This is a genomic window from Streptomyces sp. NTD91 (assembly GCF_059510455.1).
The window spans coordinates 219,473-231,829 of record NZ_JCAJZW010000006.1 but is presented as its reverse complement, the minus strand read 5'-3'; the positions used below and the strand labels follow the sequence as shown (position 1 = coordinate 231,829).

Here is a 12,357-nt window from a genome sequence, read left to right as displayed (position 1 = left end):
CCGGACCATGAACCGGAATCCGTGACCGGTCCGGCACGCAGCGCGAGGCCCGGCCGGTGACGGCTCAGTCGTCGAAGCGTGCCGCCTTCAGGTACTGCGGGTTGGGATCCAGCGCGGCCGCCAGCCGGAAGTGGCGTTTGGCCTGGTCGGGGCGGCCCTGGCGTTCGTATGTGCGCGCCAGGGCGAAGTGCGCGAACGCGTTGTCCGGCTCACGCTCCAGGACGATCGTGAACTCCAATTCGGCGGGCCGCAGTTGCGCCGCGGCGAAGAACGCACGCGCGCGCAGCAGCCGGGCCGCGGTGTTCTCCGGGTACGCGGCGATGACTCCGTCGAGCAGCTTCACCGCGCCCCGCGGGTCCCGCGAGTTGAGCAGATGCTCGGCTGCGCGGAAGTCGATGACATGCGTCTCCGGAGTACGTCCGGTGGAACCGCTGGTCTCGGGCACGGCAGAGTCCTTCCCTCGCTCCGGCGTTTCAACGCCCACGGAGGGGGGCGCTATTCCGACGGCGGGTCCGCGGAGTCCTCGCGCGCCCGCCGTACGAGGTCCTCCCACACCTCGGCGACGCGCTTGCGCAGGGCGTCCAGCGGCACGTCGTTGTCGATCACGATGTCCGCGATCCTGCTGCGCTGCTCACGGGTCGCCTGCGCAGCCATACGCGCGCGTGCGTCCTGCTCCGTCATCCCACGCAGCCGGACCAGCCGGTCGAGCCGGGTCTCGGGGCTCGCGTCCACCACGATCACGAGGTCGTACAGGGGTGCCAGGCCGTTCTCGGTGAGAAGAGGTACGTCGTGGATCACGACGGCGCCGGATGCCGCGGCCTCCTCCAGCTCGCGTGAACGTGCGCCGACCAGGGGGTGCACGATCGAGTTGAGGACGGCGAGTCTCTCGGGGTCGGCGAAGACGATCGAGCCGAGCTTGGGCCGGTCCAGGCTGCCGTCGGCGGTGAGGACTTCCTCGCCGAAGGCCGCCACCACGGCGGCGAGACCGGCCGTGCCCGGTGCCACGACCTCGCGCGCGATGCGGTCCGCGTCGATCAGCACGGCCCCGTGCTCCACGAGCAGCCGCGACACCTCGCTCTTGCCGGCGCCGATCCCACCGGTCAGGCCCACCTTCAGCATGAGCGCCAGCTTAGGCGCTGCCACCGAGAGCGGGCCCGGCGGTGGTCAGCCGTCGCCCTCGCGCTCCGCCAGGAACCGCTCGAACTCGCGCCCGATCTCGTCGGCCGACGGGATCTCCACGGGCTCGGCGAGCATGTTGCCCCGGGTCTCGGCGCCCGCGGCGGCGTCGTACTGGTGCTCCAGGCCCTGGACGAGCGCGGTCAGCTCCTCGTCGCCCTCCCGGATCTGCCGGTCGATCTCCGTCTGCGTGCGGTACGCGTCCGCGCGCAGCGCGTGCGCGACCGTCGGCAGCACCAGCCCGGTGGCGGCCGTGACGGCCTCGAGAACAGTCAGGGCGGCGTCCGGGTACGGCGAGCGGGCGATGTAGTGCGGGACGTGCGCGGCGACGCCCAGCACGTCGTGGCCGGCCTCCATCAGGCGGTACTCCACGAGCGACTCGGCGCTGCCGGGCACCTGTGCCTCCTCGAAGGGGCTGCGGTGGCCCGGGACGAGGTCGGTGCGGTTGCCGTGCGGGGTGAGGCCGACCGGGCGGGTGTGCGGTACGCCCATGGGGATGCCGTGGAAGTTCACGGAAAGGCGGACACCGAGCCGCTCCACGATCTGCTGGACGGCCGCTGCGAAACGCTCCCACTCCACGTCCGGTTCGGGACCCGAGAGCAGCAGGAAGGGGGCGCCCGTGGTGTCCTGGACGAGGCGGACCTCGATGGCCGGGACCTCGTAGTCGGTCCAGCGGTCCCGCTGGAAGGTCAGCAGGGGCCTGCGCGCCCGGTAGTCCACGAGCCGGTCGTGGTCGAATCGGGCGACGAGCTGGTGGGGCAGTGAGTCGAGCAGCCGGTCGACGATCTGGTCGCCGGTCTCGCCCGCGTCGATGTATCCGTCGAAGTGGTAGAGCATGACAAGGCCGGCCGACTCCTGGGCGAGCGCCATGTCCACCACGGCGAGGCCCTTCGGCTCCCATGCGTACAAACCCTGCGGATCAAGCACTGTGACCGCTCCTCCTCGTGTTCGACATGGTCAACGCGCCCTGGATCGACCGCATTCCCGCGACACGCCGCTGATCAGGGATCTCACGGGCGGTCGCCTGCACGGGCGGCCTCGTCGGCGGGGACGCGACGATTCACCGGGGGCGCGGGCCGTATCGACGTGCGGCTGCGACGCGTGGGCGCCACGCAGCCGCAGACCAGCCGCGGCCGAACGACGGCAGATCCCCGAACACGTCTGAGGGGCCGCACCCCGAAAGGTACGGCCCCTCAGAACCAGCTATCGGCTAGGCCTCAGCGGCAGCGTTCAGCTCTGGCCGCCGGCCAGCTTCTCGCGCAGCGCGGCCAGCGCCTCGTCCGAGGCCAGGGCGCCGGACTGGTCGGCACCCTCGGAGGAGTACGAACCGCCGGTCGCGGCCGGAGCCGCGGCCTCGCCGCCCTCGGCGGCGGCAGCCGCGTCGGCCTCGCGGGACTTGATGACCTGCTGCTGGTGCTGCTCGAAGCGGGTCTGCGCCTCGGCGTACTGGCGCTCCCACTCCTCGCGCTGCTTCTCGTAGCCCGGCAGCCAGTCGTTGGTCTCCGGGTCGAAGCCCTCGGGGTAGATGTAGTTGCCCTGGTCGTCGTAGGACGCGGCCATGCCGTACAGGGTCGGGTCGAACTCGACCGCGGACGGGTCGGCACCGAAGGACTCGTTGGCCTGCTTCAGCGAGAGGCTGATGCGGCGGCGCTCGAGGTCGATGTCGATGACCTTGACGAAGATCTCGTCGTTGACCTGGACGACCTGCTCCGGGATCTCCACGTGGCGCTCGGCCAGCTCGGAGATGTGGACCAGACCCTCGATGCCCTCGTCCACGCGGACGAACGCACCGAACGGCACCAGCTTCGTGACCTTGCCGGGCACGACCTGGCCGATCTGGTGGGTGCGGGCGAACTGCTGCCACGGGTCTTCCTGGGTCGCCTTCAGCGACAGGGAGACGCGCTCGCGGTCCATGTCGACGTCGAGGACCTCGACGGTGACCTCCTGGCCGACCTCGACGACCTCGGACGGGTGGTCGATGTGCTTCCAGGACAGCTCGGAGACGTGGACCAGGCCGTCGACGCCACCCAGGTCCACGAAGGCACCGAAGTTGACGATCGAGGAGACGACGCCGGAGCGGACCTGACCCTTCTGCAGGGTCGTGAGGAACGTCTGGCGGACCTCGGACTGGGTCTGCTCGAGCCAGGCACGGCGGGACAGGACCACGTTGTTGCGGTTCTTGTCCAGCTCGATGATCTTGGCCTCGAGCTCCTTGCCGACGTACGGCTGGAGATCGCGGACGCGGCGCATCTCGACCAGGGAGGCCGGGAGGAAGCCGCGGAGGCCGATGTCGAGGATGAGACCACCCTTGACGACCTCGATGACGGTACCGGTGACGATGCCGTCCTCTTCCTTGATCTTCTCGATGGTGCCCCAGGCACGCTCGTACTGGGCGCGCTTCTTCGAGAGGATCAGGCGGCCTTCCTTGTCCTCCTTCTGAAGGACAAGAGCCTCGATCTCGTCGCCGACGGCCACGACCTCGTTCGGGTCGACGTCGTGCTTGATCGAGAGCTCGCGGCTCGGGATGACACCTTCGGTCTTGTAACCGATGTCGAGCAGGACCTCGTCCCGGTCGACCTTCACGATGACGCCGTCGACGATGTCGCCGTCGTTGAAGTACTTGATCGTCTCGTCGATCGCTGCGAGGAAGGCTTCCTCGTTACCGATGTCGTTGACCGCTACCTGCGGGGTGGTGGCGGTGGTCTCGGTGCTGCTCGTCATGTGGGAAAGGGCTCCGGTACGGACATTGAAGTCGTAGGTACTGCTTACGCCGGGAGCCCGTTTCGCTCTGCAGAAGCCGGACAGCCAAGGAAGCGCCACCTTGCGGACACCGGGTGCCCGGTGGCGCCTCGACAACCGAGGGGACATACAACAGATGCGAGCGCAGCCTGCTACGTCTGAGGTGCGCAGGCTCGCAGCGCAACTTGTAGCATACGGGGGCAGCCGGACAGGGTCAATGCGCGAAGGCGCACACCGGGGGCAGATGACCCCATAACCGGCAGAAGAAACGTCCCTGGAGGCCAGGCAGGCCGGGGGGACCGCCTCCGTGACGGACCCTGGCGGGTTGCACGGAAGAGTACGACGAGGGAGCCGATCATCCAAGAGCCGGAAGCGTACGAGCCCGAAGGAGCCGAGACGTCCGAGCCGGAGGCGACACGCCGTGACGCCGGTGTCACGGAGAGCGCACGGGCCAACCGGGGCTGGTGGGACCGCAACGCGGACGAGTACCAGGTCGAGCACGGCACGTTCCTCGGCGACGACCGCTTCGTGTGGGGCCCGGAGGGCCTGGACGAGGTGGAGGCGCGGCTGCTCGGACCGCTGGAGGACCTGAAGGGCAAGGAGGTCCTGGAGATCGGCGCGGGCGCGGCGCAGTGCGCGCGCTGGCTGGCCGCCCAGGGCGCCCGCCCGGTTGCGCTGGATCTCTCGCACCGTCAGCTCCAGCACGCCCTGCGGATCGGCGGATCGTTTCCGCTGGTCTGTGCGGACGCCGGTGCGCTGCCCTTCGCGGACGGCTCCTTCGACCTGGCCTGCTCGGCGTACGGGGCGCTGCCCTTCGTCGCCGATCCACGGCTGGTGCTGCGCGAGGTGCGCCGGGTACTGCGGCAGGGCGGCCGGTTCGTCTTCTCGGTGACGCATCCGATCCGCTGGGCGTTCCCGGACGAGCCGGGTCCCGAGGGCCTGTCGGTGTCCGCCTCCTACTTCGACCGCACGCCCTACGTGGAGCAGGACGAGCAGGGCCGCGCGGTCTACGTCGAGCACCACAGGACGCTCGGCGACCGCGTCCGGGACATCGTGGCGTCCGGCTTCCGGCTGGTGGATCTGGTGGAGCCGGAGTGGCCGGCCTGGAACACCGCGGAGTGGGGCGGCTGGTCCCCGCTGCGGGGCACTCTGATCCCGGGGACGGCGATCTTCGTGTGCGAGCGCGACTGACACCCTGCCTCTGTGCACGCGCATGCGTGCGTCAACGACGCTCCGCCCTCGTACGACACTGGGGGCGTGATCCGTTACGACGCCCTGGACGCGCTGCCCGTGCGCCGCGCCCTGCCCGCCCTGACCGACGCCCTGGACGCCGGCGGCACCGCCGTGCTGGTGGCGCCGCCCGGCACCGGCAAGACGACGCTGGTGCCGCTCGTGCTGGCGGGGCTGACCGGCGGCGGGCCCGCGCGGCGGGTCGTGGTGGCCGAGCCGCGCCGGATCGCGGCGCGGGCGGCGGCCCGGCGGATGGCGTGGCTGCTGGGCGAGAAGCCGGGCGACGGCGTCGGCTTCACGGTGCGCGGCGAGCGTGTCGTGGGGCGGCACACGCGCGTGGAGGTCGTGACGACCGGTGTGCTGCTGCAGCGGCTGCAGCGGGACCAGGAGCTGCCGGGCGTCGACGTCGTCGTCCTCGACGAGTGCCATGAGCGTCGCCTGGACGCCGACACGGCGGCCGCGTTCCTGTGGGACGTACGGCAGACCCTGCGGCCCGAGCTGCGGCTGGTGGCCGCGTCGGCGACGACCGATGCCGGGGGTTGGGCGCGGCTGCTGGGCGGGGCGCCGGTGGTCGAGGCGGCAGGCGTCGCGCATCCGGTGGAGGTGGTGTGGGCGCCTCCGACGCGTCCGGTACGGCCACCGCACGGGATGCGTGTCGATCCGGCGCTGCTGACGCACGTGGCGTCGGTGGTGCGGCGGGCGTTGGCCGAGCGGGGCGGGGACGTGCTGTGCTTCCTGCCCGGAGTGGGAGAGATCGCGCGGGTGGCCGGGCAGCTCGGCGAACTGGACGGTGTCGATGTGCTCCAGGTGCACGGGCGGGCCCCGGCCGCCGTGCAGGACGCGGTGCTGGCCCCCGGGGACCGGCGCCGGGTGGTGCTGGCGACCTCGGTTGCGGAGTCCTCGCTGACCGTGCCCGGGGTGCGCGTGGTGGTGGACTCCGGGCTGGCGCGGGAACCGCGGGTGGACCACGCGCGGGGGCTGAGCGGGCTGACGACGGTACGGGCGTCGCGGGCGGCCGGGCGCCAGCGGGCGGGGCGGGCCGGGCGTGAGGCGCCGGGCTGTGTGTACCGGTGCTGGACGGAGGCCGAGGACGTCCGCCTGCCGGCCTTTCCGGCCCCGGAGATCAAGGTGGCCGACCTCACCGCCTTCGCCCTGCAGGCAGCCTGCTGGGGCGATCCGGACGCCTCCGGGCTGGCGCTGCTCGATCCCCCGCCGGGCGGGGCGATGGCGGCGGCGCGCTCCGCTCTGGCGGCGGTGGGGGCGGTGGACTCCGCCGGCCGGGCGACTTCGGCAGGTGTGCGGCTGGCTCGGCTGGGGGTGCACCCCCGGCTCGGGCGGGCGCTGCTGGACACCGCCGGCGAGGGTGCGGAGGTCGTCGCCCTGCTCTCGGAAGAGGTGCCACGGGACTACGGGGACGATCTCGCGGGTGCGTTGCGCCGTGCGCGGCGTGGGGGTGACGCCTACGGTGCGCGGTGGGCTGCGGAGGTACGGCGGCTGCGGGCGGCGACGGCGGAGCTTTCCCACGCCCCCGCTCGTGACCTCCGGTCGGAAGGCGCCGTCGGGGCCGGACCCGGCACCGGTGAGGACAGGCTCACTGCGCTCGTTGCCGCGCTCGCCTTTCCTGAGCGGGTCGCCAGGCTGGACGGTGGGTCGTATCTCATGGCCTCCGGGACCCGGGCCGAGCTGTCCGAGGGTTCCGCCCTGCGGGGTGCTCCCTGGATCGTCGTCGCCGCCGCCGATCGGCCGGCCGGGAAGGGGCACGCCCGTGTTCTGTCCGGGGCCGCGGTGACCGAGGACGTGGCGCGGGCCGCCGCCGGGGCGCTGCGAGAGGAGCGGGACGAGGTGCACTGGGCCGGCGGGGACGTCGCGGCCCGGCACGTCGAACGGCTCGGCGCCATCGAGCTGGCCGTACAGCCGCTGAGTCACACCGACCCGTCGCTCGTACGCGGGGCCCTGCTGGAAGGGCTGCGGCAGGAGGGGCTCGGGCTGCTGCGCCGGCCGGCGGAGGCGCAGGTGCTGCGGCAGCGGCTCGCGTTCTTGCACGCTCACCTCGGTGAGCCCTGGCCGGACGTGTCCGACGACGCGCTGCACGCCGGCGTGGAGGTGTGGCTGGAGCCGGAGCTGAGCAGGTGCCGCCGGCGGGCGGATCTCGGGCGGATCGACGCCGGGCAGGCGCTCGCGCGGCTGCTGCCCTGGGCGAGCGGGGAAGCCGGACGGCTGGACGAACTGGCGCCCGAGCGGATCACCGTACCGAGTGGCTCCGGAGTCCGGATCGACTACCGGGATCCCCAGCGGCCGGTGCTCGCCGTCAAACTGCAGGAGATGTTCGGGCTGGACCGGACTCCGACGGTGGCGGGCGTACCGCTGCTCGTGCATCTGCTCTCCCCCGCCGGGCGGCCCGCCGCCGTCACGGCCGACCTCGCCTCCTTCTGGAAGGACGGCTACCAGGCCGTACGGGCCGAACTGCGCGGCCGGTACCCGAAGCATCCGTGGCCCGAGGACCCGACGACGGCGGAGCCGACCCGGCACACCAACGCGCGGCTCAGGCGCTGACCGGTTCGGGTTCGGCCGGTTCCGCGGCGGCCGGGTCCCGGGGACGGCGGGCGCGGGCCTCCAGTCCGAGGGAGAGGGCCAGGAGCAGGGCTCCCACGGTCAGCGAGCCGCAGGGGACGTACGAGGTGAGCGTCAGGACCAGGGTGCGGTTGTGCCTGACCAGGGCGACCGTGTGCCGGATGTAGTCCTCGCGCATCCTCACGTCCCCGGCGAACGCCGTGACCCTGTCCCGGCCGCCGAGCAGGGTGCCGCCGCGCAGTTCCTCCCTGTGGAGTTCCTCGCCGTAGACGGGCGCGCCGGTGACCGGCTCCACCCAGAACCTGCGGACCGTGCTGTACCAGCGGGTCGTTCCTGTCCTGGCGACCGACTCGGGGGTGATGCCCCGCACGGGCATGGTCTTCGGCATGGGGACCTTGGTCCAGGGGATGGTCTGTTCGAAGAAGTACACCGTCAGACCGCGGAAGGTCCGCGTGCCCCTGTAGTGGATGGGACGGGTGGTGCGGGTCTGGGCGTCGAAGTACTCGTAGTCGCGTTTCTGGGTCAGGAAGGGCCATTTGAACTCGATGCCCTGCCGGGTGACCGGGTCGCCGTCGACCGTCTCGCCGGTGGCGTGCACGGGGTCCTGGCTGTGGGCGTCGAAGATGTACCGCTCGGGCACCTCGGAGACCATCTTGCCGTCGGGGCCCTGGACGTAGGACAGGCCGTCCCAGACGACGACCGGCCGGCCCGCCGTCCTCCCGATCCTCTTCGCGGCCGCCACGTCGCCCTTGAGGGTCTGCACGATGGTGACCTCGGAGACCTTCTTCGCGCGCATGGTGCCGTAGTCGAGGAGGGTGGCCCCCTTGGCCTCCAGCACCATGGTCTGGTACTGGTTCGCGGGGATCCTGGCCAGGCGTGGGAAGGCGTACCAGCGCATCAGCGGGGACAGCGCCGCGCAGAAGACGGCACAGGCGAGCAGGACCAGGCTTGCCGTGCGGCGCATGGAAGGCCTCCTCGCGGACGGGCGCGGCTACGGATGCGAGGGCACGGTCGTCAGCAGCGGCTTCGGGGAAGTCCGGCCCGTCGGCGCGCCCATGGCGGTGATCGCCAGGACCAGGGCGAACGCGAGGGCGAGACCGGTCGCGGCGGCGATCAGGGCGCGCATACGGGCCTCCGGGCGGACGGTCGTGCCCTCTCGAGTTCCTGATGGGTCGTCAGGTCGGCACCGTAGCAACGGGCTGGTGAGATGAGAACAGCGGTGCACGCACGAAGCAGGGCACCCCCCGATGCGGTGGAGGGCGCCCTGCCGGTTGTGCGCTGTCAGGAGGCGGAGGGGCTCGGGGACGGGGACGGGGACGGGGACGGGGACGGGGACGGGGACGGGGACGGGCTCGTCGTGGGGTCCGCGGCGGCGACCTGCAACTCCACGGTCAGCGTCGCTCCCCCGGTCGTGGTGATGCGGAGCAGGAAGGTGCCGGTGGTGTCGTCCGCGTACAGCTCGGGCAGGGTCAGCAGGCCCTCGGCGTCCGTCTGGAGGCCGGTGAGCGTGCGTACGGGCTTGCCGTCGGCGTCCTTGAAGTACGGGCCCTTGTCGTTCTCGGTCGCGTCCGTGTCGGACTTGATCAGGGTGGCGGTGGCCGCGACCTTGTCGGCGACGGCGCCCTTGTACGTCGCCTTCACCTGGACCTGGTCGGCGAACTCGCCGCCCGGGGTGCAGGTCAGCGGGGCGTCGCTGGTGCGGGCCAGGGCGTCGGCGGCGCGCGGGGTGACCGTGGCCGTGTAGCCGACGGCCTTGACCGAGCGGCCCACAAGGGCGGCGGTGACCTTGAAGTCGCCGGTCTTCTCGCCCGCCTGGAGCGCCGGTGCGAGGGCGACACCCTGGGCGTCGGTGGCGACCGTGGCCACGGTCTCGCCGCCGGCGAAGGTGGCGTCGGTGTCCCCGGAGATGGTGAACCGGATCCTGACCTTGGCGACGGACTTGCCGGCCTTGGTCTCGGCGCGGGTGCCGATCCGCTGGTCGAAGGCGTGCCCGGCCATCGCGGTGAGCTCGGCCGTGTCCGCGTCCACCAGGTGGTCCACGGTGTCGGTGGTGGTCGGCGGGGTCGTCGGCGGGGCGGGCGGCTTCGGCGGCGTCGGGCGGGGGCTGCCGTTCCCGGGGTTGCTGGGCTTGGGATCCGGCTTCGGGGCCGGCTTGGTCTTCGGCGGTTTCGTGTGCTTCGGGGACTTGGCGCGCGGGGAGCCGTCGTCGCTGCGGTGGGTGGGCACGCTGCCGGTGCCGTCGGGCACGGAGTGGGTGCCCTTGCGGTAGTACTCCAGCCACGACAGGACGGTGTTCAGGTAGTCCTGCGAGTCGTTGTAGCTGAGGATCGCGCTGTGCAGGTCGTCCTCGCGGGAGAGGTCCCAGCCGTTGCGGCACAGGTAGTGGCCCGCGGCGAGGGCGGCGTCGTAGACGTTGTTGGGGTCCTTCTTGCCGTCGCCGTTGCCGTCACGGCCGGCCCAGGCCCAGGTCGACGGGATGAACTGCATGGGGCCGACGGCCTGGTCGTACGCGGTGTTGCCGTCGTAGAGGCCGTGGTCGGTGTCCTTGATCAGTGCGAAGCCGTTGCCGTCGAGCGCCGGGCCCAGGATCCTGCCGATCGTGGTGCCGTCCGCATCGACCCGGCCGCCCTCGGCCTGGCCCGACTCGACCTTGCCGATCGCGGCGAGCAGCTGCCAGGGCAGGTTGCAGCCGGGCTTGGAGGAACGCAGTGCGGCCTCGGCCTTCTTGTAGGCGTCGAGGACCGTCGCCGGGATGCCGGCCTCGGCGTCGCCCTGGGCGACCGGGGTGCCGGTCGCGCTCGGCGAGGGGCTGGGCTCGGGGCTGTTGAGCGGCGGCAGGTCCGTGTAGTACGGCGAGTTGCCGGTGGCGTTGCCGTCGGAGGTCGCGTCGGGCACGGGTGCGGAGGCACCGGCCGTCGCCTGTCTGCCGTGGTCCTCGCCGGGCATTCCCGGAGCCTGGGACGCCGACAGAGCCGCGACCGCCGCCGCGGCCACGGCGGTGGTCGCCGCCCCCTTGCGCAGCCGCCTTCCGAAATGCGCCGCCATCGAGTGAACCCTCCCGTGGACGCCGTGCGCCCGTCTCCGTCTGTGTGTCTCGCTGTGGTGTGACGGTTGCCTCGGTGTTCCGGTTGCCCCCTGTGGCGTCCTTTTCGCGGTGTGACGTGAGTTTCGGCCATGCGTCCGGCACGGCACCGCAGGTGACCCTACGACAACTTGCTGCCTGTCGGGACCCGTTCAAGCCCGTTCTCACCGGATGGTCAACTCGCGCTGCCGCAGACGGGTCCGGGCGAGCGAGCCCGCATACTGGACCGGCCTGATCACCGGTTCGCACACCGCGGCCGACGACCGCTCCCGGGGGCCCCGTTGCCGTTCACGCTCAGCCATGCCGCGGCCGTCCTGCCCGCGGTCCGCCGGGACGGCACCGGACGCGGCCCACTGGTGCCGGCGGTGCTCGTCGCGGGATCCTTCGCGCCCGACATGCCGTTCTATGCGGCGAACGTCCTTCCGGGCGGGATGGAACTCGGCGCGGTCACGCACGCCCTCGGCGGGGTCTGCACGATCGACGTGCCCATCTCCTGGGCGTTGGTGGGCCTGTGGCTGCTGGTCCGCGAGCCGCTGCTCGCGCTGCTGCCCAGGGGCCGGCAGGGGCGTCCGGCCGTGCTGCTGCGCTGCGGTGCGCCACGCGCGCGTGCGGGCGCCGCCACGGTGCTGCGGTGGTACGTCTCCGCGGTGCTGGGCGCGCTGACCCATGTGGTGTGGGACGCCTTCACCCATCAGGGGCGGTGGGGGACGCGGCTGATTCCGGCCGTCGGGCGGGACCGGGTGGCGGGCATGCCGCTGTTCACCTGGCTGCAGTACGGCTCGTCCGCGGCGGGCGCGGTGGCGATCGCGGTGTTCGCCGCGCGGGCGCTACGGCGTGCGCCGGGCGGGGAGCCGGTGGGGGTGCCGGTGCTGTCCTCGCGGGACCGGTGGTGGGCCTGCGCGGTGATCGGCGGGTGTGCGGTGGCCGCGGCGGTGCAGCGGGCGGCGCGCTGGTGGGCGCCCACGGGGGCGCCGGAGCGGCCGTGGGAACTGATCCCCACCTTGTGCTTCGGGGCGGGCGCCGGGCTGGTCCTGGGGCTGGCGCTGTACGCCGGCGGGGTCAGGGCGTGGCGCCGGGGTCCGGACGGTCCCGACGATCTCCGTGTTCCCGCTGGTCCCGGTGGGGTGGCCGGTGCGGGGCGGGGGCGGCCGGCCGCTCGGTGAGAGACGCGACGAAGACCGTGAGGGTGTGCCGGCGGCGCGGTCTCGGGAGCGCGGCGAGCGCGAGGGCGAGGTAGCCGCGGGCGAGGTCGCCCCACTGGCGCCAGTCGGGGGCGCGGTCCGCGTGCGTGGTCAGGCCGGTGAGCCTGTGCCGCAGGTCCGAGGCGGCCCTGCGGACGGTCGCGGTGAGCTCGGCGGGGATGCGGGCGGTGCTTGCGTCGGCCGCGAGGGCCGGGACCGGCGAGGCGACCATGGCCTGCGCCGAGGCGGTGTCCGCCCAGGCCCGAATGTCTGCCTCGGGCGTCCGGCGGTGAAGCATGCGTATACCCATGCCCGCAGTTTTGCGCGGTGGTGGGTGGAGGGGCGTTTTGGCGGGGGCCACGTGAGTGACGGTTCCCT

11 protein-coding genes are annotated in these 12,357 nt (G+C 72.5%); 3 read left to right on the top strand and 8 right to left on the bottom strand.

Annotated elements, in window-relative coordinates; all coding sequences use genetic code 11:
* Positions 1–64: 64 nt before the first annotated feature.
* The 4 genes from AC5WRT_RS09945 to rpsA all read right to left on the bottom strand — a co-directional run bounded on the left by AC5WRT_RS09945 (position 65) and on the right by rpsA (position 3,897).
* Positions 65–445, bottom strand: coding sequence for a tetratricopeptide repeat protein (locus AC5WRT_RS09945; RefSeq protein WP_496092594.1), 381 nt, complete (start codon positions 443–445; stop codon positions 65–67).
* Between the two features lie 50 nt (positions 446–495).
* Entirely contained in the window at positions 496–1,119 is a 624-nt protein-coding gene (coaE, locus tag AC5WRT_RS09940) for a dephospho-CoA kinase (protein WP_496092593.1), read from the bottom strand.
* A gap of 45 nt (positions 1,120–1,164) precedes the next feature.
* Positions 1,165–2,103, bottom strand: coding sequence for a PAC2 family protein (locus AC5WRT_RS09935; protein ID WP_496092592.1), 939 nt, complete (start codon positions 2,101–2,103; stop codon positions 1,165–1,167).
* Between the two features lie 303 nt (positions 2,104–2,406).
* Entirely contained in the window at positions 2,407–3,897 is a 1,491-nt protein-coding gene (gene rpsA, locus AC5WRT_RS09930) for a 30S ribosomal protein S1 (RefSeq protein WP_496092591.1), read from the bottom strand.
* Positions 3,898–4,269: 372 nt separating this feature from the next.
* Between rpsA and AC5WRT_RS09925 the strand changes: the two genes are divergently transcribed.
* Together AC5WRT_RS09925 and hrpB are read left to right on the top strand one after the other, a co-directional pair.
* Positions 4,270–5,106 (top strand): class I SAM-dependent methyltransferase, encoded by an 837-nt coding sequence (locus AC5WRT_RS09925; RefSeq protein WP_496092656.1) that lies wholly within the window; start codon positions 4,270–4,272, stop codon positions 5,104–5,106.
* A 66-nt stretch (positions 5,107–5,172) separates the two neighbouring features.
* The gene (gene hrpB, locus AC5WRT_RS09920; RefSeq protein WP_496100128.1) at positions 5,173–7,698 is read left to right on the top strand and encodes an ATP-dependent helicase HrpB; all 2,526 of its coding nucleotides are present in this window, start codon (positions 5,173–5,175) and stop codon (positions 7,696–7,698) included.
* Here hrpB and pgfA read toward each other — a convergent pair.
* The 3 genes from pgfA to AC5WRT_RS09905 form a co-directional block, all read right to left on the bottom strand.
* A complete protein-coding gene (pgfA, locus tag AC5WRT_RS09915; RefSeq protein ID WP_496092589.1) occupies positions 7,688–8,680 on the bottom strand; it encodes a cell envelope lipid trafficking protein PgfA in 993 nt (330 codons plus the stop codon). The genes hrpB and pgfA overlap by 11 nt on opposite strands.
* Positions 8,681–8,707: 27 nt before the next feature.
* Positions 8,708–8,842 (bottom strand): SPW_0924 family protein, encoded by a 135-nt coding sequence (locus tag AC5WRT_RS09910; protein WP_496092588.1) that lies wholly within the window; start codon positions 8,840–8,842, stop codon positions 8,708–8,710.
* Between the two features lie 155 nt (positions 8,843–8,997).
* Complete coding sequence (locus AC5WRT_RS09905) at positions 8,998–10,761, bottom strand: lytic transglycosylase domain-containing protein (protein ID WP_496100127.1); 1,764 nt, start codon at positions 10,759–10,761, stop codon at positions 8,998–9,000.
* A gap of 318 nt (positions 10,762–11,079) precedes the next feature.
* Between AC5WRT_RS09905 and AC5WRT_RS09900 the strand changes: the two genes are divergently transcribed.
* Positions 11,080–11,961 (top strand): DUF4184 family protein, encoded by an 882-nt coding sequence (locus AC5WRT_RS09900; RefSeq protein ID WP_496092586.1) that lies wholly within the window; start codon positions 11,080–11,082, stop codon positions 11,959–11,961.
* Here AC5WRT_RS09900 and AC5WRT_RS09895 read toward each other — a convergent pair.
* A complete protein-coding gene (locus AC5WRT_RS09895; RefSeq protein ID WP_496092585.1) occupies positions 11,858–12,289 on the bottom strand; it encodes a hypothetical protein in 432 nt (143 codons plus the stop codon). The two genes, AC5WRT_RS09900 and AC5WRT_RS09895, sit on opposite strands and share 104 nt — an antisense overlap.
* Positions 12,290–12,357: the final 68 nt, after the last annotated feature.

Bases quoted from the DNA above. Each gene is read 5' to 3' on its own strand.
- coaE (WP_496092593.1), bottom strand. From the start codon at position 1,119: ATGCTGAAGGTGGGCCTGACCGGTGGGATCGGCGCCGGCAAGAGCGAG.
- rpsA (WP_496092591.1), bottom strand. From the start codon at position 3,897: ATGACGAGCAGCACCGAGACCACCGCCACCACCCCGCAGGTAGCGGTC.
- pgfA (WP_496092589.1), bottom strand. From the start codon at position 8,680: ATGCGCCGCACGGCAAGCCTGGTCCTGCTCGCCTGTGCCGTCTTCTGC.
- AC5WRT_RS09910 (WP_496092588.1), bottom strand. From the start codon at position 8,842: ATGCGCGCCCTGATCGCCGCCGCGACCGGTCTCGCCCTCGCGTTCGCC.
- AC5WRT_RS09905 (WP_496100127.1), bottom strand. From the start codon at position 10,761: ATGGCGGCGCATTTCGGAAGGCGGCTGCGCAAGGGGGCGGCGACCACC.
- AC5WRT_RS09895 (WP_496092585.1), bottom strand. From the start codon at position 12,289: ATGGGTATACGCATGCTTCACCGCCGGACGCCCGAGGCAGACATTCGG.